22 protein-coding genes and 5 tRNA genes are annotated in these 24,274 nt (G+C 55.9%); 14 read left to right on the forward strand and 13 right to left on the reverse strand.

Annotation, left to right across the window (positions count from 1 at the left end; translation table 11 throughout):
• The first annotated feature begins 1 nt into the window (after position 1).
• From recX to EDF82_RS17660, 14 genes are all read left to right on the forward strand, one after another.
• Positions 2-502 (forward strand): recombination regulator RecX, encoded by a 501-nt coding sequence (recX, locus tag EDF82_RS17590; protein WP_123756945.1) that lies wholly within the window; start codon positions 2-4, stop codon positions 500-502.
• A 254-nt stretch (positions 503-756) separates the two neighbouring features.
• The gene (gene alaS, locus EDF82_RS17595; RefSeq protein ID WP_123756805.1) at positions 757-3,384 is read left to right on the forward strand and encodes an alanine--tRNA ligase; all 2,628 of its coding nucleotides are present in this window, start codon (positions 757-759) and stop codon (positions 3,382-3,384) included.
• 362 nt (positions 3,385-3,746) lie between these two features.
• Entirely contained in the window at positions 3,747-3,932 is a 186-nt protein-coding gene (gene csrA, locus EDF82_RS17605) for a carbon storage regulator CsrA (RefSeq protein WP_000906486.1), read from the forward strand.
• Between the two features lie 341 nt (positions 3,933-4,273).
• Positions 4,274-4,366 (forward strand) — tRNA-Ser (locus EDF82_RS17610).
• A gap of 4 nt (positions 4,367-4,370) precedes the next feature.
• Positions 4,371-4,447, forward strand: a tRNA-Arg gene (locus EDF82_RS17615).
• A gap of 195 nt (positions 4,448-4,642) precedes the next feature.
• Positions 4,643-4,719, forward strand: a tRNA-Arg gene (locus EDF82_RS17620).
• 95 nt (positions 4,720-4,814) lie between these two features.
• A tRNA-Arg gene (locus EDF82_RS17625) sits at positions 4,815-4,891 on the forward strand.
• 226 nt (positions 4,892-5,117) lie between these two features.
• Positions 5,118-5,194 (forward strand) — tRNA-Arg (locus EDF82_RS17630).
• 322 nt (positions 5,195-5,516) lie between these two features.
• The gene (locus tag EDF82_RS17635) at positions 5,517-5,831 is read left to right on the forward strand and encodes a BON domain-containing protein (protein WP_123756806.1); all 315 of its coding nucleotides are present in this window, start codon (positions 5,517-5,519) and stop codon (positions 5,829-5,831) included.
• Positions 5,832-5,951: 120 nt separating this feature from the next.
• The gene (gene yqaB, locus EDF82_RS17640) at positions 5,952-6,518 is read left to right on the forward strand and encodes a fructose-1-phosphate/6-phosphogluconate phosphatase (RefSeq protein ID WP_123756946.1); all 567 of its coding nucleotides are present in this window, start codon (positions 5,952-5,954) and stop codon (positions 6,516-6,518) included.
• Positions 6,515-6,943: a YqaA family protein gene (locus tag EDF82_RS17645; RefSeq protein WP_123756807.1), complete on the forward strand. Its 429-nt coding sequence runs from the start codon at positions 6,515-6,517 to the stop codon at positions 6,941-6,943. Before yqaB ends, EDF82_RS17645 begins: the two co-directional genes overlap by 4 nt.
• A gap of 187 nt (positions 6,944-7,130) precedes the next feature.
• On the forward strand, positions 7,131-8,687 hold the full coding sequence (gene gshA / locus EDF82_RS17650) for a glutamate--cysteine ligase (RefSeq protein ID WP_123756947.1): 1,557 nt from the start codon (positions 7,131-7,133) through the stop codon (positions 8,685-8,687).
• 164 nt (positions 8,688-8,851) lie between these two features.
• On the forward strand, positions 8,852-9,367 hold the full coding sequence (gene luxS / locus EDF82_RS17655; RefSeq protein WP_123756808.1) for an S-ribosylhomocysteine lyase: 516 nt from the start codon (positions 8,852-8,854) through the stop codon (positions 9,365-9,367).
• Positions 9,368-9,423: 56 nt separating this feature from the next.
• On the forward strand, positions 9,424-10,191 hold the full coding sequence (locus EDF82_RS17660) for a helix-turn-helix transcriptional regulator (RefSeq protein ID WP_123756809.1): 768 nt from the start codon (positions 9,424-9,426) through the stop codon (positions 10,189-10,191).
• On the opposite strand, the gene leuA is transcribed toward EDF82_RS17660, so the two are convergent.
• The 13 genes from leuA to nrdH form a co-directional block, all read right to left on the reverse strand.
• Positions 10,170-11,846, reverse strand: coding sequence for a 2-isopropylmalate synthase (leuA, locus tag EDF82_RS17665; RefSeq protein WP_123756810.1), 1,677 nt, complete (start codon positions 11,844-11,846; stop codon positions 10,170-10,172). The two genes, EDF82_RS17660 and leuA, sit on opposite strands and share 22 nt — an antisense overlap.
• 156 nt (positions 11,847-12,002) lie before the next feature.
• Positions 12,003-13,541, reverse strand: coding sequence for a multidrug efflux MFS transporter permease subunit EmrB (emrB, locus tag EDF82_RS17670; RefSeq protein ID WP_123756811.1), 1,539 nt, complete (start codon positions 13,539-13,541; stop codon positions 12,003-12,005).
• Between the two features lie 15 nt (positions 13,542-13,556).
• Positions 13,557-14,729 (reverse strand): multidrug efflux MFS transporter periplasmic adaptor subunit EmrA, encoded by a 1,173-nt coding sequence (emrA, locus tag EDF82_RS17675; protein WP_123756812.1) that lies wholly within the window; start codon positions 14,727-14,729, stop codon positions 13,557-13,559.
• A 130-nt stretch (positions 14,730-14,859) separates the two neighbouring features.
• Positions 14,860-15,390 carry a transcriptional repressor MprA gene (gene mprA, locus EDF82_RS17680; RefSeq protein WP_123756813.1) on the reverse strand — a complete coding sequence of 177 codons (531 nt, stop codon included), beginning with the start codon at positions 15,388-15,390 and terminating at the stop codon, positions 14,860-14,862.
• Positions 15,391-15,480: 90 nt separating this feature from the next.
• Positions 15,481-15,816, reverse strand: coding sequence for an L-valine transporter subunit YgaH (gene ygaH, locus EDF82_RS17685; protein WP_123756814.1), 336 nt, complete (start codon positions 15,814-15,816; stop codon positions 15,481-15,483).
• A complete protein-coding gene (locus EDF82_RS17690) occupies positions 15,806-16,552 on the reverse strand; it encodes an AzlC family ABC transporter permease (RefSeq protein WP_123756815.1) in 747 nt (248 codons plus the stop codon). The genes ygaH and EDF82_RS17690 overlap by 11 nt, the downstream gene beginning before the upstream one ends.
• 236 nt (positions 16,553-16,788) lie before the next feature.
• Complete coding sequence (proX, locus tag EDF82_RS17695) at positions 16,789-17,787, reverse strand: glycine betaine/L-proline ABC transporter substrate-binding protein ProX (protein ID WP_123756816.1); 999 nt, start codon at positions 17,785-17,787, stop codon at positions 16,789-16,791.
• Positions 17,788-17,868: 81 nt separating this feature from the next.
• Complete coding sequence (proW, locus tag EDF82_RS17700) at positions 17,869-18,933, reverse strand: glycine betaine/L-proline ABC transporter permease ProW (protein WP_123756817.1); 1,065 nt, start codon at positions 18,931-18,933, stop codon at positions 17,869-17,871.
• Positions 18,926-20,128: a glycine betaine/L-proline ABC transporter ATP-binding protein ProV gene (gene proV / locus EDF82_RS17705; protein ID WP_123756818.1), complete on the reverse strand. Its 1,203-nt coding sequence runs from the start codon at positions 20,126-20,128 to the stop codon at positions 18,926-18,928. Before proV ends, proW begins: the two co-directional genes overlap by 8 nt.
• A gap of 355 nt (positions 20,129-20,483) precedes the next feature.
• Positions 20,484-21,446 (reverse strand): class 1b ribonucleoside-diphosphate reductase subunit beta, encoded by a 963-nt coding sequence (gene nrdF, locus EDF82_RS17710; RefSeq protein ID WP_123756819.1) that lies wholly within the window; start codon positions 21,444-21,446, stop codon positions 20,484-20,486.
• Between the two features lie 10 nt (positions 21,447-21,456).
• Positions 21,457-23,601, reverse strand: coding sequence for a class 1b ribonucleoside-diphosphate reductase subunit alpha (gene nrdE, locus EDF82_RS17715; protein ID WP_123756820.1), 2,145 nt, complete (start codon positions 23,599-23,601; stop codon positions 21,457-21,459).
• Positions 23,583-23,984, reverse strand: coding sequence for a class Ib ribonucleoside-diphosphate reductase assembly flavoprotein NrdI (gene nrdI, locus EDF82_RS17720; protein ID WP_123756821.1), 402 nt, complete (start codon positions 23,982-23,984; stop codon positions 23,583-23,585). Before nrdI ends, nrdE begins: the two co-directional genes overlap by 19 nt.
• On the reverse strand, positions 23,981-24,223 hold the full coding sequence (gene nrdH, locus EDF82_RS17725) for a glutaredoxin-like protein NrdH (RefSeq protein ID WP_123756822.1): 243 nt from the start codon (positions 24,221-24,223) through the stop codon (positions 23,981-23,983). The genes nrdI and nrdH overlap by 4 nt, the downstream gene beginning before the upstream one ends.
• Positions 24,224-24,274 lie beyond the last annotated feature (51 nt).

Consider the following 24,274-nt stretch of genomic DNA (forward strand, 5'->3'; position numbering starts at 1 on the left):
TGTGACTGAACCTTCATCCCGCCGTTCCGGCTACGCCCGGCTGTTGGACCGTGCGATTCGCATTCTGGCCATGCGTGACCATAGCGAACAGGAGCTGCGGCGCAAGCTTGCCGCCCCGGTGCTGGGAAAAAATGGCCCCGAAACGCTGGACGTCACGCCGGAAGAGGTCGATACCGTTATTGCCTGGTGTATCGAGAACCGCTACCTCGACGATGGCCGCTTCGTCCGCCAGTTCATTGGTAGCCGCAGCCGGAAAGGGTATGGCCCGGCGCGTATCCGTCAGGAACTCAACCAGAAAGGGATCCCGCGTGATGTCAGCGAGAGCGCAATGCGCGAGTGTGATATCGACTGGGCGGCGCTGGCGAAAGAGCAGGCGCAGCGAAAGTATGGCGAACCGTTGCCTGTAGCATTTGCCGAGAAAGTTAAAATCCAGCGTTTTTTACTGTACCGCGGCTATTTGATGGAAGATATTCAGGAAATCTGGCGAAATTTTGCAGATTGACCCATCGGGTATTTTACTTCCCCGTGAAGAAAACTTATCTTATTCCCACTTTATTCCGTCCGGTCGCTGAGTGCTGGAAAGGCAGTCAGCGTCCACGACGATTATTCCTTATACACAAAATCATTCACGCTGCATCAAGGTGGCAAGAGAGTGAGTCCTCTGGAGCGTGCATTGGTACGCACCTGCTGGAGCGAGCGTAGCCAACGAAGAGGTGACGTGAAGGGTGATGTGTATAGCTTGATTTCAGGATAATTATGAGCAAGAGCACTGCTGAGATCCGTCAGGCGTTTCTCGATTTTTTCCATAGCAAGGGACATCAGGTAGTTGCGAGCAGCTCCCTGGTGCCGCACAACGACCCGACCCTGCTGTTTACCAACGCCGGGATGAACCAGTTCAAGGATGTTTTCCTGGGTCTCGACAAACGTAATTATTCTCGCGCGACAACCTCGCAGCGTTGCGTTCGTGCGGGTGGTAAACACAACGATCTGGAAAACGTCGGTTACACCGCGCGTCACCACACTTTCTTTGAAATGCTGGGTAACTTCAGCTTCGGCGATTACTTCAAGCATGATGCCATTCAGTACGCATGGGAACTGCTGACCGGTGAAAACTGGTTCGCGCTGCCGAAAGATAAACTGTGGGTAACCGTCTACGAAACCGATGACGAAGCCTTCGATATCTGGGCAAACGAAGTCGGTGTTCCGCGCGAACGTATCATCCGCATTGGCGACAATAAAGGCGCGGCCTTCGCTTCTGATAACTTCTGGCAGATGGGCGATACCGGTCCGTGCGGTCCGTGCACCGAGATCTTCTTTGACCACGGCGACCACATCTGGGGCGGCCCTCCGGGAAGCCCGGAAGAAGACGGCGATCGCTACATTGAGATCTGGAACATCGTCTTCATGCAGTTTAACCGTCAGGCTGACGGTACCATGGAGCCGCTGCCGAAGCCGTCCGTCGATACCGGTATGGGTCTGGAGCGTATCGCTGCCGTGCTGCAGCACGTGAACTCCAACTACGATATTGACCTGTTCAGCAAGCTGATTGAAAACGTCGCTAAAGTGACAGGCGCCACCGATCTGACCAACAAATCGCTGCGCGTTATTGCTGACCACATTCGTTCCTGTGCCTTCCTGGTTGCAGACGGCGTGATCCCATCGAATGAAAACCGTGGCTACGTGCTGCGTCGTATCATTCGCCGTGCGGTCCGTCATGGCAACATGGTTGGGGCGAAAGATACCTTCTTCTGGAAACTGGTTGCTCCGCTGATCGACGTGATGGGCGCTGCGGGTGATGAGCTCAAGCAGCAGCAGGCGCAGGTTGAGCAGGTACTGAAAACCGAAGAAGAGCAGTTCGCTCGTACTCTGGAGCGCGGTCTGGCGCTGCTGGATGAAGAGCTGGCTAAGCTCAAGGGCGACACGCTGGATGGCGAAACCGCTTTCCGCCTGTACGATACCTACGGTTTCCCGGTTGACCTGACGGCTGACGTTTGCCGTGAGCGCAACATCAAAGTTGACGAAGCTGGCTTTGAAGCCGCGATGGAAGAGCAGCGCCGTCGTGCGCGTGAGTCCAGCGGTTTTGGCGCAGACTACAACGCGATGATTCGTGTTGATGGTGCTTCTGAATTTAAGGGCTACGATCATCTGGAACTGAACGCCAGGGTCACCGCGTTGTTTATCGACGGTAAAGCCGTTGATAGCGTGGCGGCAGGCCAGGACGCGGTTGTGATTCTCGATCAAACCCCGTTCTATGCGGAATCCGGCGGCCAGGTAGGTGATAAGGGCGAACTGAAAGGCGCTGGCTTCTCCTTCGTGGTCAACGATGCGCAGAAATACGGCCAGGCGATTGGTCATATCGGTAAACTGACCAGCGGCGCGCTGAAAGTGGGCGACGCGGTGCAGGCTGATGTCGATCAGGCTCGCCGTCAACGTATTCGTCTGAACCACTCCGCGACGCACCTGATGCACGCGGCACTGCGCCAGGTACTGGGTACGCATGTGGCGCAGAAAGGCTCTCTGGTGAATGACAAAGCGCTGCGCTTTGACTTCTCTCACTTCGAAGCCATGAAGCCGGAAGAGATCCGTGCGGTGGAAGATCTGGTCAACGCGCAGATCCGTCGTAACCTGCCGGTTGAAACCAACATCATGGATTTGGACGCGGCAAGAGAGAAGGGCGCAATGGCGCTGTTCGGCGAGAAGTATGACGATCGCGTTCGCGTTCTGAGCATGGGTGATTTTTCTACCGAGCTGTGCGGCGGTACTCACGCTTCACGTACCGGTGATATCGGCCTGTTCCGTATTACGTCCGAGTCTGGTACTGCGGCAGGTGTTCGCCGTATTGAAGCCGTAACTGGTGAAGGCGCAATGGCTAACCTGCATACGCAGAGCGATCTGCTGGGTGATATTGCACAGTTGCTGAAAGGCGATAGCCACAACCTCGGCGATAAAGTGCGTGCCGCGCTGGAACGTACCCGCCAGCTGGAAAAAGAGCTGCAGCAGCTGAAAGAGCAGGCGGCAGCGCAGGAGAGCGCAAACCTCTCCAGCAAAGCGGAAGAGATTAATGGCGTTAAACTGCTGGTCAGCGAGCTGGCTGGCGTTGAGCCGAAAATGCTGCGTACCATGGTTGACGATCTGAAGAACCAACTGGGTTCAACGGTTGTCGTGTTAGCCACGGTAGCGGATGGGAAGGTTTCTCTGATTGCCGGTGTGTCTAAGGATGTGACAGATCGTGTGAAAGCAGGGGAGCTGGTTGGTATGGTCGCCCAGCAGGTGGGTGGCAAAGGAGGCGGTCGTCCGGATATGGCTCAGGCCGGTGGTACCGATGCGTCTGCTCTCCCTGCAGCGTTAGCCAGTGTGAAAGGCTGGGTCAGCGCAAAACTGTAATAACTATAAATGCATAACCCTAAATAATTCGAGTTGCTTGTCGGCGGCAACGCAGTGAATCCCCAGGAGCTTACTCTGGTAAGTGACTGGGGTGAACGAGGACAGCCAACACCCAAGTAGCTTGAAGTATAAAGGGTATAGATGCCGTTTTTCTCGGATTACGGTATCTTGCGAGAGAAGCACTGATAACGATAAAGTCGGGTTGAAGTTGTGTATATCGGCTAAACTTAGGTTTAACAGAATGTGATGCCGTGACTGCTTACACCGTATGGTGTTTGTCATCGCTTACTTTTTGGCGTTATATGATGGATAATGCCGGGATACGAGAGACCCGACTCTTTTAATCTTTCAAGGAGCAAAGAATGCTGATTCTGACTCGTCGAGTTGGTGAGACCCTCATGATTGGAGATGAGGTCACTGTGACAGTTTTAGGGGTTAAGGGTAACCAGGTACGTATTGGCGTTAATGCCCCTAAAGAAGTCTCCGTGCATCGTGAAGAGATCTACCAGCGTATCCAGGCTGAAAAATCCCAGCAGTCCAGTTACTAAGGTTTTCGCGCCTCGCGGTTCCGTGAGGCGCATCCCCATTCGGCTTTCGCTCTCTTTTCTTCTGTTTTTCTTCTCTGTTCTCTTTTCTGTCGTCACTTTTTTCGTTCACTGCCCATTATTCTCAACAGTTATCTTTTAGCATCAGCGAGGCGAACCCTCTGAATTCCTGTTGATAAAACACTCTTTTCGCCGTTTTTGCAGTCTAATTGCGCGGTAAGTGTGCAAACGGAAAAAGCGTTCGAAAAATTGTTTGACTTATAAGTACCAGAAAGTAATATGTGCGCCAACGCAGCGACGAAGAGCAGAAACAAGTTCTTCGAAGCACTCGCAAGAGGCGTTGTGGTGAGGTGGCCGAGAGGCTGAAGGCGCTCCCCTGCTAAGGGAGTATGCGGTCAAAAGCTGCATCCGGGGTTCGAATCCCCGCCTCACCGCCATTTTGCATCCGTAGCTCAGCTGGATAGAGTACTCGGCTACGAACCGAGCGGTCGGAGGTTCGAATCCTCCCGGATGCACCATATTCTCCCATATCTTCAGCGATGAAGAAGTGGCTGGGGTAGCGGTAATAACCGTCTGCACCAGGGAGGATAACGTTGCTTTAGCAACGGCCCGTAGGGCGAAGGCAGTGAGTCATCCTCCCGGATGCACCATCTTAATCAGTGTGGCAAGTGTTAGTTGTGGCACTGACATGCAGTAAAGAAGTTCTCCCTGATGCATCCGTAGCTCAGCTGGATAGAGTACTCGGCTACGAACCGAGCGGTCGGAGGTTCGAATCCTCCCGGATGCACCATCTTCTTCGAAATAACAGCTTGTTTGTTGTTTCATGGTCTGCGAAATTATCGCCAGCACCAGAGAAGTTAATGTAGTAAAGAAGTTCTCCCTGATGCATCCGTAGCTCAGCTGGATAGAGTACTCGGCTACGAACCGAGCGGTCGGAGGTTCGAATCCTCCCGGATGCACCATATTCTCCTACGTCTTCAGCGATGAAGAAGTGGCTGGGGTAACGGTAATAACCGTTTGCCCCAGGGGGGATAACGTTGCTTTAGCAACGGCCCGTAGGGTGAACGAAGTGAGTCATCCTCCCGGATGCACCATCTTCTTCGAAATAACAGCTTGTTGTTGTTTCATGGTCTGCGAAATTATCGCCAGCACCAGAGAAGCTAATGTAGTAAAGAAGTTCCCCCTGATGCATCCGTAGCTCAGCTGGATAGAGTACTCGGCTACGAACCGAGCGGTCGGAGGTTCGAATCCTCCCGGATGCACCATATTCTCCCGATTTACACCTGTACTATCGCTTCATGGTCTGCGAAATTATCGCCAGCACCAGGGAGGATAACGTTGCTTTAGCAACGGCCCGTAGGGCGAACACAGTGAGTCATCCTCCCGGATGCACCATATTCTCCAAATTCAAGCCCAACTCCAAATCATTCATCCGTTCTCTGTTTGCCTTTTCTGGCTATCATCAGCACTGATTATCCTTCAAACTCCGTTTTTAAATTTTTTTCATTGGCAAGTGACTCTTTCCACTATAATTTACCTGAATATATCGACCTGATTTAGGTGAGATAAGTGCAAGGAGAGAAATCCATGAAATGGTTCAAAGCAATACCTGCGTTTTGCGCGACGCTTCTGGTGGCCGTATCGTTAGCTGGCTGTGCGGGATCGTCCACAAAGGAAAGTACCGGTGGCTATATCGACGATACCGTCGTGACAACGAAAGTCAAAACCGCACTGTTTAATGAAAAGGACATTAAGTCCTCTGAAATCAGCGTGCAGACCTTTAAAGGACGCGTTCAGCTGAGCGGCTTTGTTTCATCAACGAAAGATGCCAGCCGTGCGGTGGAAGTGACCCGTCGGGTGCAGGGCGTTCGTTTGGTTGAGAATGATTTAAAAATCAAATAAGCCACGACATTGATACGATAAAGGCGCCTGATGGCGCCTTTATGGCGTAAAGTGCCGGCCGCGACAACCTGCGCCTTTTGCGATAAAGTAACGTTTTCTTATCCGGTTTGTGAGAACACGATGTACGAACGTTACGCAGGACTGATCTTTGATATGGATGGTACCATTCTCGATACCGAACCAACGCATCGTAAAGCGTGGCGCGAGGTGTTGGGCCGGTATGGCATGCGTTTCGACGAGCAAGCGATGGTCGCACTCAACGGTTCTCCGACCTGGCGTATTGCCCAGGCGATTATCGAGCTGAATAGCGCGGATTTAAACCCTCATGAGCTGGCGCGGGAAAAAACCGATGCCGTGAAGAGCATGCTGCTGGACAGCGTGCGTCCCTTACCGCTGATTGAAGTGGTCAAGGAATGGCACGGGCGTCGCCCGATGTCGGTAGGCACCGGCAGCGAAAGCGCTGTCGCAGAGGCACTACTGGCACATCTCGGCCTGCGTCACTATTTTTCGGCAGTTGTTGCCGCCGATCATGTCGAACATCATAAACCCGCCCCTGATACCTTCCTGCTGTGCGCTGAACGCATGGGCGTGGCAGCGGAAAAATGCGTTGTCTTTGAAGATGCGGATTTTGGTCTGCAGGCGGCGAAGCGCGCGGGGATGGATGCTGTGGACGTGCGCTTGCTGTGAGCGACGCGCTGTCGCTAGCCTCGCTGTTTGCCAGTAGCTTTTTGAGCGCGACATTACTGCCCGGCAACTCAGAAGTGGTGCTGATTGCTATGCTACTTACGGGAGCAAGTCAACCGTGGGCTCTGGTTTTAATAGCAACAATCGGCAATAGCCTTGGAGGGGTAACTAACGTTATTCTGGGGCGCTTGTTTCCGCTGCGCAAAACATCGCGCTGGCAGGAAAAAGCATCCGGCTGGCTAAAGCGCTACGGCGCGGTCACATTATTATTAAGCTGGGCACCGGTTATCGGTGATTTGCTGTGTCTGCTGGCGGGATGGATGCGCATCTCGTGGGGACCGGTACTTTTTTTCTTATGCCTTGGTAAAGCGCTACGCTACATCGTCATTGCGGTGGTAACGCTTCAGGGTATGACGTGGTGGCACTAATTGTGGAACTAAGACTATCCCGGCAGGCCATTTTACTGGCTATTTTGTCGCGCTGCTAAGCCCGACATCGCCAGACTTCGGCACTCGCATGCGAACTGGCGGTAACAATAATATCTTCTGGGATAGCCTGTATGGTCACCATTACAATTATGCTTATTCAAACGATTTCGACAGGCGGGAGGTCAAATTGATCCCGGACGTATCACAGGCGCTGGCCTGGCTGGAAAAAAATCCACAGGCCCTGCAGGGTATTCAACGTGGTCTTGAGCGCGAAACATTGCGCGTCAATGCCGATGGTTCACTGGCAACCACCGGTCACCCTCAGGAGCTGGGCGCAGCGCTGACCCACAAATGGATTACCACCGATTTTGCCGAAGCGTTGCTGGAATTTATTACGCCAGTTGATGGCGATATTCAGCATATGCTTACCTTTATGCGCGATGTGCATCGCTACACCGCACGCCACATCGGCGATGAGCGGATGTGGCCGCTGAGCATGCCTTGCTATATTGCCCCAGGTCAGGATATTGAACTGGCGCAGTACGGGACTTCGAATATTGGCCGTCTGAAAACGCTGTATCGCGAAGGCCTGAAGAACCGCTATGGGGCGCTGATGCAAACCATCTCCGGCGTCCACTATAACTTCTCGCTGCCGATGGCATTCTGGCAGGCGAAGTGCGGCGTTGTGGATGCGGAAAGCGGCAAAGAGGCGATCTCTGCAGGCTATTTCCGTTCTATCCGTAACTACTACCGCTTCGGCTGGGTGATTCCGTACCTGTTCGGCGCATCGCCGGCTATCTGCTCGTCATTCCTGCAGGGCAAACCGACGACGCTCCCGTTTGAGGAAGCGAAGAACGGCATGTACTACTTGCCGTACGCCACCTCGCTGCGCCTGAGCGACCTGGGTTATACCAATAAGTCGCAAAGCAATCTCGGTATTACGTTTAACGATCTGCATGAGTATGTGGCAGGATTGAAGCGGGCGATTAAAACGCCGTCGGAAGAGTATGCCCGGATTGGCCTTGAGAAAGACGGCAAGCACCTGCAAATCAACAGCAATATTCTGCAGATTGAGAACGAGCTGTACGCGCCTGTTCGTCCGAAGCGGGTCACCCGCAGCGGAGAAACGCCATCTGATGCCCTGCTGCGCGGTGGCATTGAATATATCGAAGTGCGTTCGCTCGATATTAACCCGTTCTCACCGATTGGCGTCGATGAGCAGCAGGTGCGTTTCCTCGATCTGTTTATGGTCTGGTGCGTACTGGCTGATGCGCCGGAAATGAGCAGCGATGAGCTGCTGTGCACGCGTACTAACTGGAATCGCGTGATTCTGGAAGGGCGTAAACCGGGCCTGACCTTGGGCATCGGCTGCGAAAGCGCGCAGTTCCCGCTGGCTAAAGTGGGCAAAGACCTGTTCCGCGATTTGCGTCGCGTCGCGCAGACCTTAGATAGCATTCACGGTGGTGAAGCCTACCAGCAGGTGTGCGATGAGCTGGTTGCCAGCTTTGACGATCCGGAATTAACCTTCTCAGCACGCGTCCTGCGTTCTATGCTTGAAGAAGGGATTGGCGGCACCGGTCGGGCGCTGGCCGATCAATACCGGACGATGCTGCGCGAAGAGCCGCTGGAAATTTTGCGTGAAGAGGATTTTATCACTGAACGTGAAGCTTCGGTGGTACGTCAGCAGAAGATGGAAGCGGAAGATAGTGAGCCGTTTTCAGCCCTGTTAGCGCGACATGCGTAGCAAAAAGCAGTACAAAAGAAAAAGGCCACATCAATGTGGCCAAACTTTCATCTCTGATTCAGGGATGATGATGATAATAAATGCGCGTCTTTCATATACTCAGACTTGCGGGTGTACAAAGAGTTCATTTTATTTTAAAAAAAAATCACTATCGGAGGTGAAGAATGCCGTTGTTAGATAGTTTCACAGTCGACCATACCCGCATGGAAGCACCGGCGGTGCGCGTTGCGAAGAAAATGAACACGCCACACGGCGATGAAATTACCGTTTTCGACCTGCGTTTCTGCGTGCCAAACCAGGAAGTTATGCCGGAAAGAGGGATCCATACTCTTGAGCACCTGTTCGCGGGCTTCATGCGCGATCACCTGAACGGCAATGGTGTGGAAATTATCGATATCTCTCCGATGGGCTGCCGCACCGGCTTCTATATGAGCCTGATCGGTACACCAGACGAGCAGCGCGTAGCGGATGCCTGGAAAGCGGCGATGGCCGACGTGCTGAAAGTTAAAGAGCAGAATCAAATTCCTGAACTGAACGTTTACCAGTGCGGCACCTATACCATGCACTCGCTGGAAGAAGCTCAGGACATTGCGCGTCATATCATCGAGCGCGACGTGCGCATCAACAGCAACGATGACCTGGCTCTGCCGAAAGAAACACTGCAAGAACTGCATATCTAGTGCTTCTGTGTCGGTCCGGCGTTCTTCGCCGGGCCGCTATTCCTGCGCCGCCATCCATGTCGACGACCTCAACCTTCTCTTTTCAGCACCGCGCTCTGGTGCCGTTTGCCCATGATTACGCCCACGGCGATAGCGAACCGTGGCATCAGCATGACTGCGCCCAGCTGCTGCATATCCTCTGCGGCGTGGTACGAGTCGATACGCCGGTGGGCTACTGGGTGGTACCGCCCGGACGCGGCGTCTGGCTACCGGCGGGGACGCCCCATGCGTTGCGGATCACCGGTAAAGTCGCGGCCCGAACGCTGTTTATCGATCCCCTGGCGCGAGCCGATCTCCCGTCCACGTGCCAGATCGTGCAGATCACCCCGCTGCTGCGTGAACTGATCGTCAGTTCGCTGGCGCTGGGCGAGCGTTATGAACCCGGCAGCCGTGACGAACGGATATATGAATTAATTCTCGATGAGATCCGCGGCATGACGGTGCTGCCGTTTGGCCTCGTGGAGCCTCAGAGCGAGGCCCTGCGCCGTTTGTGTCAGAAGGTCCGCGAGATGCCGGGGGAAGCCTGGAGCAGCCAGCAGGCGGCGAAAGAGAGCAACATGAGCGAACGAACGCTGAACCGCCACTTTCAGCAGCAGACCACGCTGACCTGGAGTGAATGGGTGCGCCGGGCGAAGCTAATGGAAGCGCTGGTTCGCCTGGCGCAGGGGCAGTCGGTGTTACGCGTGGCGCTGGATCTGGGCTATGGCAGCCACAGTGCCTTCAGCGCCATGTTTCGTCGGGTAATGGGCGTCGCCCCCAGCGACTATTTCCGCCCGCCGGCGTGATCGCCTGCGCTGAGCGCATTGCACAACGCCTGTAGTGAGGCGCGCGCCACGTCATTATCGATGCCCACGCCCCAGCGGCTGACGCCGTTGGGGAAGATGCAGCGGATATAGGCCACCGAACGGCTGTCGCTGCGTTCGCCGAGGGTATGCTCATGGTAATCCTTGATCACGAACGGTTGCTTCAGCAACGCGCTGAGGCCGCTGGCGGCGGCAGAGAGCAGGCCGTTGCCGCGCCCCTGAAGCCGTCGCGTCTCGCCATTGACCCGCAGCGTAGCCTGTAAGGAAAGCTGGCCGTCCTGCTGGCTGTCGCTTTGATAGTCCAGCAGCATCAGCGGCGATCCCTCGAGCAGCCCGTAACGGGAGCGGAACAGCTGCCACAGCGCATTCTGGGTCATCTCTTTACCGTGGCTATCGGTTTCCTGCTGCACGTGGAGGCTGAAATCTTGCTGTAACGCCCGGGGCAGCTTCAGCCCGTGATTCTGTTCGATCAGCCAGGCGCTGCCGCTCTTGCCGGACTGGCTGTTGACGCGGATAACCGCTTCATAGCTACAGCCAATGTCCTGCGGATCGACGGGCAGGTAGGGCATTTCCCAGTGCTCGCCGGGTTTACGGGCATCGAATCCTTTCTTAATGGCGTCCTGATGCGAACCGGAGAAGGCGGTGTAGGCGAGACTGCCGGCCCACGGATGGCGCGGATGCACCGGCAGCTGATTACAATGCTCGACCACTTCCACCACCCGGTTCATCTCCGGGAAGCTAAGCTGCGGGGCAATGCCCTGGCTGTAGAGATTCATCGCCAGCGTGACCAGGCAGACGTTACCGGTGCGCTCGCCGTTACCGAACAGACAGCCTTCGACGCGGTCCGCCCCCGCCATCACCGCCAGCTCGGCGCTGGCAACGCCGGTCCCGCGGTCGTTATGGGGATGAACGCTGATGCAGACCTCGGCGCGACGGGAGAAGTGGCGGCAGAAATACTCGATCTGGTCGGCGTAAACGTTCGGGGTATTGACCTCGACGGTGGCGGGCAGGTTGATGATCATCGGCCGTTCCGCGCAGGGCTGCCAGATATCCGCCACCGCTTCACAGATTTCCAGCGCAAAGTCGGCTTCGGTAAAGCAGAAGGTTTCCGGCGAATATTCATATTGCCAGCGGGTGTCCGGCTGCGCTTCGCACTGCTCGCGGATCAGGCGGGTGGCACGGGTGGCGAGGGCCACCACCTGCGCTTTATCCATGCCAAATACCAGCTTGCGGAACAGCGGCGCGGTGGCGTTATACAGATGGACGGTGGCGCGATGGGCGCCGCGCAGCGATTCAAAGGTCCGCAGGATCAGGTCTTCACGCGCCTGGGTCAGGACCTGGATCGTGACATCCTGCGGAATACGTTGTTCGTCGATCAGCTGGCGGACGAAGTTGAAATCGGTCTGCGAAGCCGACGGAAACGCCACTTCAATTTCTTTAAATCCGCACTCCAGCAGCAGATTCCAGAACTGCAGTTTGCGGGCGCCGTCCATCGGTTCGGCCAGCGCCTGGTTGCCGTCGCGCAGGTCGGTGGACAGCCAGCGCGGCGGGCGGGTGATGGGGTTGTCCGGCCAGCGGCGGTCAGGCAGGGAAATCGGCGGCCAGGGACGATATTTTTCGCCAGGGTTTGTCAGCATGATGCTCTCCTTGTGTCGGTTCTTTATCCTGCAGAAACACCGGGAAGGGCGCTTTATCAAAGCGGACAGAAACTAGCGAGAACTGGACAATGTGGCTTTATCGCGCGCCATAAAAAAAGGGATCCGCAGATCCCTTTTGATGACAGATGTTGGCCGCTAATGCGCGCCACCACCGCCGCCGCCGGCGCTAAACGGCGGTTTCGCAAACCACACCAGACCGAGCAGGAGGATAAAGATCGCCGCCGAGAACCAGAAAATTTCGTTGGCGGAAATAATCAGCCCCTGGTTGGTGATCTGTTGGGCTATCCAGCCCGATGCCTGCTGTTGGCTTAACCCAAGTCCCTGCAGCTGATCGTACATCTGCTGGGCGTTGGGGTTATATGGCGTCACCGATTCGGTAAGCTGCGCATGGTGCAGCGCCTCGCGGTTGGTCCACATGGTGGTGGTGATCGAGGTTCCGATTGACCCCGCCAGCGTACGGGTGAAGTTCGACAGGCTCGATGCCGCCGCCAGCCGCTCCGGCGGCAGGCCGGACAACGTGATGGTGGTCAGTGGCATAAAGAAGCAGGCCACCGCAAAGCCCTGGATAAACTGCGGCCAGGCCGATGCGCCGAAGTCCATCCCGGGCTCGAAGGTCCACGCGCGCCAGTAGAAGCAGACTGCGTACATGATAAAGCTGAAGGTCACCAGCCGGCGCATATCCAGCTTATGGGCGAAGCGGCCGATAATCGGCGACAGGATGACCGGGATAATCCCTACCGGCGCGGAGGCCAGCCCTGCCCAGGTGGCGGTATAACCGTAGACCTCCTGCAGCAGCTGCGGCAGCAGCACGATGGCGCCGAAGTAGAGCATGTAGGCGAGACTGATACACAGGCAGCCGATGGTGAAGTTTCGCGATTTAAAGAGCGAGAGATCCACTATCGGGTTGTCGTCGGTCAGCTCCCAGACAATCAGGAAGCTGATGGCGACCACCGCCACAATCGTCAGAATGATAATCTCGTTTGAGGCGAACCAGTCCAGCTCCTTGCCGCGGTCGAGCATCACCTGCAGGCTACCGATACCAATCACCAGCAGCGCCAGACCCACGCCGTCAATCCGCCGCTGTTCGGTTCTGGTTTCGCGGCTACGCAGCGTCTGCAGCGTCATGACGACCACCGCGACGCCAATCGGGACGTTGATAAAGAATATCCAGCCCCAGTGGTAGTTATCGCTGATGTAGCCGCCGAGAATCGGCCCGCAGATTGGCGCGACGATCACCGTCATCGACCACAGCGCCAGCGCAATGGAGCGTTTTGCCGGCGGGTAGTTGCTGAGCAGCAGACTTTGCGAAAGCGGAATCAGCGGACCGGCGACGATCCCCTGAATAACGCGAAAGAAAATCAGCATCGACAGGCTGTTGGACATCCCGCAGGCCCAGGAGGCGATAGCAAATGCCACCGTAGACCACATGAACAGCTTTACTTCCCCGACGCGCTTGGCCAGCCAGCCGGTGATCGGAATGGAGATCGCGTTCGCCACCCCGAACGAGGTAATCACCCAGGTTCCCTGGCTCAACGATGAACCGAGATTACCGGCAATGGTTGGAATTGCCACGTTGGCGATGGTGGAGTCCAGCACCTGCATGAAGGTCGCAAGCGACAGCGCAATGGTCATGATGACCAGTTGCGCGCCTTCCAGCGGTTTTTGCTGTTGCATTACGCTCACCCCGAATTATCCCGCGTTCGCCTGGATGATACCGTCGATCAGTTTGTTCACCGGCGCCAGGCCGATTTCACGGGCGTTACTTTCATAAACCGGAGATTTACGGGTCTGGTTCGACAGCATCTCGCCGCCGCGGTCGGTGGTGTTGACCTCAACCAGCGTGGAGAGACCAATGCGCAGCGGGTGTTCCGCCAGCTGTTTGGCATCCAGCTCGATACGTACCGGCAGACGCTGGACGACTTTGATCCAGTTCCCGGTGGCGTTCTGCGCCGGCAGCAGTGAGAACGCGCTACCGGTGCCCATATCCAGCCCGATGACCTTGCCGGTGTATTTCACGTCATCGCCATAGATGTCGCTGATGACGGTGGCTTGCTGGCCGATGCGCATATGCGCCAGCTGGGTCTCTTTAAAGTTAGCGTCGATCCACAGATTGGTCGCAGGTACTACGGCCATCAGCGGCGTAGTCGGGCTGATTTGCGCCCCCGGCTGTACGGAACGACGAGAAACATAACCGCTGATAGGGCTGACGATCTGTGTACGTTGCAGCGCAAGCCAGGCGTTACGGACGTCAGTTGCCGCCTGGAGAACCGCAGGCTGCTGTTCCAGGCGGGTGCCCAGTACGATGGCCTGGTTGGCGTTGAATTGCTGGATAGCGACGTCCAGTTCAGCTTGTGCGCTGGCGACGGTATCGCGGGAGTGCTGCAGCTCTTCACGGCCAATCAGGTTGGCGGCGCCCAGCGGGATTCGACGGTTAAGGTCAGCCTGTGCCTGAGACAGCGCGGTTTTCTTAACGTCGATACTGGCCTGTAGCTGCTTGCTGTTGATCATCTGCTGGCGGGTCTGACGCACGCTGGCGGCCAGCTGAGTTTGCGCTTTTTCAAAGGCTTGTTGGGCGTCGGTCTGGTCAAGGGTGACCAGGGTATCGCCTTTTTGCACGAAATCGGTGTTGTCGGCCCAGACTTTCGTCACGCTGCCGGACACCTGCGCCATGATTTGAACCTGGTTCCCTGCCACGTATGCATCATCGGTTTCTTCATAATGACGCAGTACCAAAAACCAATAAATACCGTATGCCACGGCAACAATAATAAAGAGCAATGTCAGCAATAAAAGGGCACCCTTGCGCTTGCCTTTCTTGCTGTTCGGTTGCTGCGGGATTGGGCTCTCCGCATTTGCGCTCATGTTATTCTCCACGATCTTATTATTTCACATCGGCTGAGCCGACCTGTTTATCAGACAGGCCAGCAGATAATCTGCTGGCCTGTCTGTTTTTCCTTGTCAATCCAGAAAAATTTTTGAGCGGTTCCCGCGCTTAGCGCAGTGACTCCGCAACCACGCCATCCTCTTCCATCTGGTCAAGGCGACCTAACAGTTTGCGGGTGATGTGTTCGAGCTGATCTTTCTCGCTGGTGCTTAAAGAAGACCAGAGCTGATGCAGGCAGTTGTGCTGCGGCGGTAAGACTTCGCGTAAAAACTGATGACCTTTATCGGTCAGTTGCAGATGCAGGCAGCGGCGATCGTTATCGCTTTCACGGCGTTCAATCCAGCCGCGCTTTTCCAGTTCATCGGCAATACGCGTGGCGTTGGTACGTGAAGAACCCAGCGCACAGCTCAGCTCGGAAGGCTGAATGCTGTGGTTTTCCTGAGACTCAAGGGTTATCAACGCCATAAATAATGTCTCGTTAATTCCCTGCGCTTTCAGCATCTTATTACGATTTTCCAACAACTTACCTTGCATGTGCATGCAGAGGCGAGTGAGTAAAATCTCCTGGAAGGGGAAATCTTCGTGGCGGCTGGCGCGGAACTTGAGCATTTGCTCAATGGGAGTAAACGAACTATCCATTAGGGTATGACCTCATTAATTACAGCCGATATAATAACTATTGTGACAAATAAATCAAATGAATTATTGACTAAAATTGATACGTTAAACTCAGATCAACGTCGTGATTTTCCATGCTATTCCGTAGGCTAACGCGCTGAGCAGCGTCGGAAAAATGATGCTTCGCGTCTTCCAGAACGCCAGCCCCAGCACCGCAAATCCCACCAGGGTCGGCAGCAACCGCCGGGCGTCGCTGAGGATCTCCGGGACGCTGGAGACGACCAGCAGGGCGCAGATAGAGGCGATACCGATGGTATCGAGCAGGACGCTGACCGGACCACGGCGCGTAGGCCGTGTGTTATTCGCCCGCAGGCGTAGGGGCAGGTAGCGGAACAGATAGTTCACGCAGCCGACCACGATGCCGATAATCAGGACGTCACTGTTCATCGGGCATCCCCTGAATACTGGCCTGAATCAGCGCGACCAGACAGCCGCAGACGATCCCGGCGAGGATAGCCGCCGGAATAGAAAACAGAATAATGCCGCCCATCGCACCCACCAGTGCCGCCAGCACGCTGAGGGACTGTTTGCGCTGGAAGGAGGCGAGCAGGAAGCTCAAAAACAGCGCCGGGAGCATAAAGCCGAGCGCCGCTTCTACCGCCGGATAACCAGCCAGCAGGCCGCTACCGGAGTAAGCCCCGAGCAGCGTGCCGAATACCCAGGATATCCAGGAGGTGAAGGCGATCCCCAGCATCCAGTTTTCGCTCCAGCGACGGTTGTCGCGCACCAGCTTCGCGGTGGCGGCGGCGAAAACCTCATCCGTCAGACCAAAGGCCCAAAGCGCGGTTTTGCGCTTATCGAGCGCGCGGTGAATGCGGCTACGCAGAGAAGGACCGTACAGGACATGGCGCACATCCATCGCCATCACGGTAAGGGCGGCCACCCAGAGCGAACTGCCGGCGGCAATCATTGCGGTGATGACAAACTGGCTGGCGCCAGCGTAGATAATGCAGGAAAAGAACAGGCTTTCCAGCGGCGTAAAGCCGAGTCGGGTGGCATTCAGACCAAAGGCAAAAGCGACAGGAATATAGCTGATCACGATCGGCAGGCTGTCTTTAATCCCTTCAGAAAGCGTGGCTTCGCTGGCCGTGGAGGCGGGCGTCACTGCGGCGGGTTTTTCCATTTAGCGTTATTTATTGATAACTCACGTGAATGTCACATGATTGAACAGGTCGGACTACCTTAGCAGAGAGCTGGGTGCATTTATACCCTTCATCCTTCAAGTTGTTTGGGTGTTGGCTGTACCCGTTATTCGGCTCAACGCGAATTTTTTGGGGTATATACCTTGATGGGCGGGGGCAATCGCGTGACGTGACGACAGACCCGAAGCGCGTGTGGCGCTCCGGGTCAGGATCGTGATTACTTCTGCGCTGCCAGCGCTTCTTTTACCCAGCCGTCAAACTGCTGCTGGTGGGCTTTGATCCAGCCGTCAACGTGACCCTGGATATCGGCTTCTGACGAGTGACCTTCATGCATCATCGCGTTTTCGGCGTTAATGTCGCTAATCGGCAGCTTCATGATGCTGAACAGTTTCGCCGCCGCCGGGTTTTTCTCAGCCCAGGCTTTATTGGCTACGATATGCATGGTGCTGACCGGGAAGCCGTAGTTGGCACCGTTCGCCAGCTTGGTGTCGATATTTTTCTGCACGCCCGGCAGGGAAGAGAACGGCACCTGCAGCCAGACCACATCTTTACCCGGTTTCAGCACGTCGCTGACCCAGTACGGCGTCCAGGTGTAGTAGATGACCGGTTTCCCTTCTTTATAGCGGGCGATGGTGTCGGCCATCATCGCCGCGTAGTTCCCCTGATTGTGTACCACCGTCTTGCTCAGACCATAGGCATCAATCTGGTGGTTGATCACCGCTTCGCAGCCCCAGCCAGGAGTACAGCCGGTGAGATCGGCTTTGCCATCGCCGTTGGTATCAAACAGTTTGGCGATTTTCGGGTCTTTGAGCTGATCGATAGATTTGATGTGGTACTGCTCGGCGGTCTTTTTATCGATCAGGTAGCCCTGTGCCGCACCGTTCACATACACGCCTTCGCGATAGAAGCTTTTGTCACCGCCAGCGGCGGCGTACATGTCGTCATGCAGCGGCTGCCAGTTAACGGCGGTAAAGGTCGCATCCCCGGAGGCAAGTGAGGTGTAGCCAACGTTATAGTCAACTTCGCTCGGCTTATCGACGGTGTAGCCCAGTTTTTCCAGGGCACGGCTGACTAACAGCGTCTGGAAGGTCTCTTCCGAAATGGTGCTCTGGATCGGTTTAACGGTGATGCCTTTCCCCGGCAGGTCGGCCGCCCAGGCGGCGCTGGTGGCAAGCAGAGTGGCAAGTGCGGTAGTAATAATCGTGTTATGTCGCATCGTTATTCCTTATTTAAAGAGAGGAAAACTGCAGGCCCGGCCGGCGTGATACGGCCGGGCAATGAGAAGTTCAATCAGAAGTTACTGACGGAAAGGACGAGTAATCAGCCCCAGAGGACCGGTCGCGTACCAGCGGCGGTTGCCCCGGCTACGGGAATCGCGGCCTACGGCCTGGGTCAGGCGGTCGAGAATAATCGCCAGAATGACGATCCCAACGCCGCCGACGCTCGCCAGTCCCATATCAAGACGGCCGATCCCGCGCAGTACCATCTGGCCCAGGCCCCCGACGGCGATCATCGAGGCGATAACCACCATCGACAGCGCCAGCATCAGGGTCTGGTTAACCCCGGCCATAATGGTCGGCATGGCCAGCGGCAGCTGGACCTTGAACAGCAGCTGGCGCGGGCTGGCACCGAACGAGCGTGACGCTTCAATCAGGTCGGCAGGCACCTGGTTAATCCCGAGGATCGTCAAACGGACGATCGGCGGCAGGGCGAAGATAATCGTCACCACCACTCCCGGCACGTTGCCGATACCGAACAGCATGACAATCGGCACCAGGTAGACAAACGCCGGCGTGGTCTGCATGGCATCCAGCATGGGGCGGATAATTTTGGCAGCCCGCGGGCTGCGCGCCAGCCAGATCCCCAACGGGAGTCCTATCAGCATACAGAACAGCAGGGCGGTCAGAACCAGCGCCAGCGTTACCATGGCCTGCGACCAGGCACCGATAGCGCCGATCGCCACCAGGGAAATCAGCGTTGCCACGCCCATGCCGACGCTGGAGATTTGCCAGGCGATCAGGGCGAACAGCACGATGGCTACCGGTGCCGGCATCCCTAACAGCAGTTGCTGGAAGGCGCTGAGGATATAGTCCACCGGTACGCGGATGCCCTGGAATACCGGGCGGAAGTGGACCACGATCCAGTCAATCCCGTGGGTGACCCAGCTGTCGAGCGGGATCAGGGTATGGTGGAACGGGTCCATAATATTAAAGTGTTCCGGCTGCGGTGCGGGTGCGCTATTGAGCCAGTCTGCACCGCCGCCATCGGTCGGTGCGGCTGCCGGCGTGCCCCAGGCATCGGCAGATTGTGCGGCGCTGTCCGCCGCCGGTGTGGTGTCCCACGGATTCGATTGATCAGCCATTGTTTGCCCCCTCGCGATCTAAAGCTTTCAGCAACATTCCTTTCGAAATAATGCCGATGTACTGTTGCCCTTCATCCACCACCGGAACCGCGCACGGTGCCTGGCCGACGTGGGAGAGCAGGTCGCTCAGCGACGTTTGTGCATCCACCGCCTGCGGGGATTCGAGTAACGCCGCGTCAATTCCCTGACCTTCGCTCAATGCGGATTTCAGTGAATCAATAGAGACAATGCCGACAAACTTATTACCGCGTTCAATCACATAACCATATTCACGGTCCTGGTCCTGCAATAATTTCATTGCAGAGCGAGGACCGATGCCCGGCGTTTTACGAATTAAGCCGACGGGGCTACGACGTGCAATATCTTTGGCGCTAAATACCTGGCTAATATCGACGCCACGGAAGAAGGTTTTCACATAATCATTGGCAGGATTATTGAGAATTTCATCCGGGGTACCGACCTGAATCACTTCGCCATTTTGCATGATGGCAATACGATCGCCAATGCGCATAGCCTCATCAAGATCGTGGGAAATAAAGACCACGGTACGTTGATGTTTCGCCTGTAATTTTGTCAGCTCATCCTGCATTTCAGTACGAATTAATGGGTCGAGAGCCGAGAAGGCTTCATCCATTAATAGTATATCGGGGTTGATAGCCAGGGCGCGGGCGAGACCGACGCGCTGGCGCATCCCGCCGGACAGTTCATCCGGGTAGGCGTGAGCATAGTTTTCCAGACCGACCTGGCGCAGCGCGTCCAGCGCGTTCTGCTGGCGTTGCTGGGTTGGAACCCCGGCCAGCTCCATGCCGAAGGCGGCATTGTCCAGAACCGTCATGTGCGGCATCAGCGCAAATGACTGAAATACCATAGCGATCTTTTTTCTGCGCACCTCGCGAAGTTCGGCTTCTGAGATTTTGGCGATATCGACGCCGTCAATCAGCACCTGTCCGCGGGTAGGTTCAATCAGGCGATTGAGAAGGCGAACCATGGTGGATTTTCCTGAGCCGGAAAGCCCCATGATGACGAATATCTCGCCTTCTTCAATGGTCAGACTGGCGTCTTTTACGCCAAGCGAAAGTCCCGTTTTTTCCAGTAGTTGCTCTTTGGTAAATCCTTTTTCAATATATTTGAACGCTCGCTGTGGGTGCTCGCCAAATATCTTATAGAGATTCTTAATTTCTAATTTAATTGCCATGCAATAAAGAGTTTCCTGTTATTTGTATTATATCAATATAGTACCTGATGGAGATGATGACCTTTTTACACCCTAACATACTCAGATTCTGTGACAACCCTCAATGTCCCGCGGAGGCTGAAATTTGGCGGGCAGAGTTCCGCGAATTCCCCGTGACATAAGGGCTGAGCGTTGATTCACAAAAGGTAATATTTTTTGACGATGGCTGGATAATAATTGGTAAACCACATGATTCCTGCTGAATATTGCGGCAATGTTTCAGTCAAATATCACGTGGATTATTTTGTGTGATGAAAGGTAATTATGTGAAATAGATCACCAGGGAATAAACGCTAATTCCCTGGTGAAATAAAGGTTAAAAATCCCAATCGTCGTCGGCGGTTTCTTCGGTTTTTCCCATGACATAGGAGGAGCCGGAACCGGAGAAAAAGTCGTGGTTTTCATCGGCGTTTGGCGAAAGGGCCGCCAGAATTGCCGGGTTAACTGCGGCCATCTCCGCCGGGAATAACGCCTCATAGCCGAGGTTCATCAGCGCTTTATTGGCGTTGTAGCACAGGAAGGCGTTGACCTCCTCGCCCCAGCCGCTGTCGACGTACAGCTCCTGGGTATAGGCCAGCTCGTTTTCATACAAATCCATCAGCAGGTCGAGGGCGAACTGCTTCAGCTGCTCGCGGGTTTGCGCATCGACGCTCTCCAGCCCTTTTTGGTACTTATAGCCGATGTAATACCCGTGCACCGCCTCATCGCGAATAATTAAGCGAATCAGGTCGGCGGTATTGGTCATCTTGCCGCGGCTGGAAAAGTACATCGGCAGCCAGAAACCGGAATAGAAGAGGAACGATTCGAGAAACACGCTGGCGATTTTTTTCTTCAGCGGGTTATCCGCCTGATAGTACTCGAGCATCAGGCGGGCTTTATGCTGGAGCGAAACGCTTTCTTCGCTCCAGGCGTAGGCGGCATCAACATCTTTGGTCTGGCATAAGGTCGAGAAAATCGAGCTGTAGGAGCGGGCATGCACCGCTTCCATAAAGCTGATGTTAGAGAGCACCGCCTCTTCATGCGGGGTGATCGCATCCGCCATCAGCGCCGGCGCGCCGGTGGTGTTCTGGATCGTATCGAGCAGCGTCAGCCCGGTGAACACGCGAATGGTCAGCTGCTGCTCCACCGCCGTCAGCGCCTGCCAGGCGGGAATATCGTTGGACAGCGGCACCTTTTCAGGCAGCCAGAAGTTGCTGGTCAGGCGGTTCCACACCTCCAGGTCCTTATCGTCCTCGATGTTGTTCCAGTTAATGGCGCGAATACGCGATAAATGGGTCATCCTGTTCTCCTTATAGCGCGCAGGATACGCAGCCTTCGATTTCAGTGCCTTCCAGCGCCAGCTGGCGCAGGCGGATGTAATACAGCGTCTTGATGCCTTTTTTCCACGCGTAGATTTGCGCTTTGTTGATATCGCGCGTGGTGGCGGTATCGGGGAAAAAGAGCGTCAGCGACAGCCCCTGGTCGACGTGCCGCGTCGCTTCGGCATAGGTGTCGATAATCTTCTGCGGGCCAATTTCCCAGGCGTCCTGATAAAGCGCCAGATTTTCATTGGTCATAAACGGCGCGGGGTAATAAACCCGGCCGGTTTTGCCCTCTTTGCGGATCTCTATCTTCGAGACGATCGGGTGGATGCTCGAGGTCGCATGGTTGATATAGGAGATTGAACCGGTTGGCGGCACCGCCTGCAAATTGCGGTTGTAGATGCCATAGCGCATCACATCGTCACGCAGCTGCTGCCACATGGCGCGGTCGGGCAGCGTGATGCCGGCACGGGCGAACAGGTGACGGACGGTGGCGGTTTTCGGCTGCCAGTCGCCCTCGAGATACTGCCCGAAGTACTCGCCGCTGGCGTAGCGCGATTGGGCAAACCCGGCAAAATGCTGACCGCGCTCGCGGGCCATCTGCATCGAGGTGTGCAGCGCGTGCCAGGTGACGGTATAGAAATAGATGTTGGTAAAGTCCAGCCCTTCCGGACTGCCGTAGGCGATGCCTTCCCGGGCCAGGTAGCCATGCAGGTTCATCTGCCCAAGACCGATGGCATGGGAAGCGGCATTGCCCGCCGCTACCGATGGCACCGAACGGATATCGCTCATATCTGACACCGCCGTCAGGCCACGAACCGCGACGGCGATGGTCCGGGCGAAATCCGGTGAGTCCATGGTGTGGGCGATGTTAAGCGACCCCAGATTACAGGAGATATCGTGGCCCACGTGGGCGTAATCGAGGTTTTCATCAAAGGTTGACGGGGTGTTGACCTGCAAAATTTCCGAGCACAGGTTGCTCATGTTAATGCGCCCGGCAATCGGGTTGGCCCGGTTCACGGTATCTTCGAACATGATGTACGGGTAACCAGACTCAAACTGGATCTCCGCCAGCCGCTGGAACAGATCCCGGGCGCGGATCCAGCGCTTGCTGACCCGCTCGTCGGCAACCAGCTCGGCGTACATTTCGCTGATGGCGATATCGCCAAACGGCTTGCCGTACAGACGCTCAACGTCATAAGGCGAGAACAGCGCCATCTGCGCATCCTCTTTCGCCAGCTGGAAGGTGATATCGGCGATCACCACGCCAAGGGATAAGGTTTTGATGCGGATTTTTTCGTCGGCGTTTTCCCGTTTGGTATCCAGGAAACGCAGAATATCCGGGTGATGGGCGTGCAGATAGACCGCTCCGGCTCCCTGGCGAGCGCCGAGCTGATTGGCGTAGGAGAACGCATCTTCCAGCATTTTCATCACCGGCACCACGCCGGAGGACTGGTTTTCAATACGCTTAATCGGCGCGCCGGCTTCACGCAGGTTGGAGAGCAAAAACGCCACGCCGCCGCCGCGTTTGGAGAGCTGCAGGGCTGAATTCACCGCCCGGCCAATCGACTCCATGTTGTCCTCAATACGCAACAGGAAGCAGGACACCAGCTCGCCGCGCTGCTGTTTTCCGGCGTTGAGGAAGGTGGGCGTTGCCGGCTGGAAGCGCCCGCTGAGGATCTCCTCGGTCAACTGACGGGCGAGGTTTTCATCGCCTTGCGCCAGGTTCAGGGCGACCATGCAGGTCCGGTCGGCGAAATGTTCGAGATAGCGTTTGCCGTCGAAGGTCTTCAGCGTGTAGCTGGTATAAAACTTCCACGCGCCGAGGAAGGTCTGAAAGCGGAAACCATAACCCTGGGCCTCGGCAAACAGCGCCAGCACAAACTGGCGATCGTAGCGGGCCAGTACGCTGGCATCGTAATAGCCTTCGGCGATAAGCCACTCCAGCTTGTCGTTCTGCGAGACGAAGCTGACCGTATTGGGCTGCACGTGGGTTGCCATAAAGGCGTCCACCGCCTGGCGGTCCTTGTCAAAGGGAATGCGGCCATTGCTGTCGTATAGATTCAGCATGGCATTGAGGGCATGGAAATCGGATGCCCCGGTCGTTTTCGCTTCTACGGTTGTCGTTGCCAAAATTCGCTCACTCCTTTACGCACGTTATCGACATCGGTTGGGGTGCCCATCAGCTCAAAGCGATACAGGTACGGGACGCCACACTTTTGGGCGATGACATCGCCGGCCCGGCCGTAGGCATCGCCGAAGTTGCGGTTGCCCGCGGCAATCACGCCGCGTATCTGCTGGCGGTTATGGGGATCGTTGAGAAAGCGGATCGCCTGGCGGGGCACCGCGCCCGCCGTACCGCCGCCGCCATAGCTGGGGACAATCAGAATGTAGGGCTCGTCTACCTGGATGCGCTGGCGCTCGTTCAGCGGAATGCGCACCGCGGGCAGCCCCAGACGCTGGACGAACCGGTGCGTATTTTCGGAACTGCTGGAGAAGTAGACGATCAGGCTCATGCGCTGGCTACCGGTTGCGGGCGCAGGCGGTTAATCATATCCGGGCGGAATCCGGACCACTGAGTTTCGCCGGCCATCACCACCGGCAGCTGGCGAAAACCCTGCTCGCGCAGCATATCGGCGGCATCCGGGTGATGCTCGACATTCACCATCTCGAAGGTGACGCCGCGGCTTTCCATCGCGCGTTTGGTGGCGTGGCACTGAACGCAGTCATCTTTAGTGTAAATAGTAATGCGCATGATTCGTATTTCCATTTATGATAACAGAACGGCGCAAAAAGGCGTGACGTT

The organism is Klebsiella sp. BIGb0399, assembly GCF_003752615.1.
GTDB classification, from domain to species: Bacteria; Pseudomonadota; Gammaproteobacteria; order Enterobacterales; family Enterobacteriaceae; genus Klebsiella; species Klebsiella lignicola.

What these genes read in the sequence shown, in the direction of transcription:
- alaS (WP_123756805.1), top strand. Translation starts at nt 757, where the DNA reads ATGAGCAAGAGCACTGCTGAGATCCGTCAGGCGTTTCTCGATTTTTTC.
- csrA (WP_000906486.1), top strand. Translation starts at nt 3,747, where the DNA reads ATGCTGATTCTGACTCGTCGAGTTGGTGAGACCCTCATGATTGGAGAT.
- EDF82_RS17635 (WP_123756806.1), top strand. Translation starts at nt 5,517, where the DNA reads ATGAAATGGTTCAAAGCAATACCTGCGTTTTGCGCGACGCTTCTGGTG.
- yqaB (WP_123756946.1), top strand. Translation starts at nt 5,952, where the DNA reads ATGTACGAACGTTACGCAGGACTGATCTTTGATATGGATGGTACCATT.
- luxS (WP_123756808.1), top strand. Translation starts at nt 8,852, where the DNA reads ATGCCGTTGTTAGATAGTTTCACAGTCGACCATACCCGCATGGAAGCA.
- EDF82_RS17660 (WP_123756809.1), top strand. Translation starts at nt 9,424, where the DNA reads ATGTCGACGACCTCAACCTTCTCTTTTCAGCACCGCGCTCTGGTGCCG.
- leuA (WP_123756810.1), bottom strand. Translation starts at nt 11,846, where the DNA reads ATGCTGACAAACCCTGGCGAAAAATATCGTCCCTGGCCGCCGATTTCC.
- emrB (WP_123756811.1), bottom strand. Translation starts at nt 13,541, where the DNA reads ATGCAACAGCAAAAACCGCTGGAAGGCGCGCAACTGGTCATCATGACC.
- emrA (WP_123756812.1), bottom strand. Translation starts at nt 14,729, where the DNA reads ATGAGCGCAAATGCGGAGAGCCCAATCCCGCAGCAACCGAACAGCAAG.
- mprA (WP_123756813.1), bottom strand. Translation starts at nt 15,390, where the DNA reads ATGGATAGTTCGTTTACTCCCATTGAGCAAATGCTCAAGTTCCGCGCC.
- ygaH (WP_123756814.1), bottom strand. Translation starts at nt 15,816, where the DNA reads ATGAACAGTGACGTCCTGATTATCGGCATCGTGGTCGGCTGCGTGAAC.
- EDF82_RS17690 (WP_123756815.1), bottom strand. Translation starts at nt 16,552, where the DNA reads ATGGAAAAACCCGCCGCAGTGACGCCCGCCTCCACGGCCAGCGAAGCC.
- proX (WP_123756816.1), bottom strand. Translation starts at nt 17,787, where the DNA reads ATGCGACATAACACGATTATTACTACCGCACTTGCCACTCTGCTTGCC.
- proW (WP_123756817.1), bottom strand. Translation starts at nt 18,933, where the DNA reads ATGGCTGATCAATCGAATCCGTGGGACACCACACCGGCGGCGGACAGC.
- proV (WP_123756818.1), bottom strand. Translation starts at nt 20,128, where the DNA reads ATGGCAATTAAATTAGAAATTAAGAATCTCTATAAGATATTTGGCGAG.
- nrdF (WP_123756819.1), bottom strand. Translation starts at nt 21,446, where the DNA reads ATGACCCATTTATCGCGTATTCGCGCCATTAACTGGAACAACATCGAG.
- nrdI (WP_123756821.1), bottom strand. Translation starts at nt 23,984, where the DNA reads ATGAGCCTGATCGTCTACTTCTCCAGCAGTTCCGAAAATACGCACCGG.
- nrdH (WP_123756822.1), bottom strand. Translation starts at nt 24,223, where the DNA reads ATGCGCATTACTATTTACACTAAAGATGACTGCGTTCAGTGCCACGCC.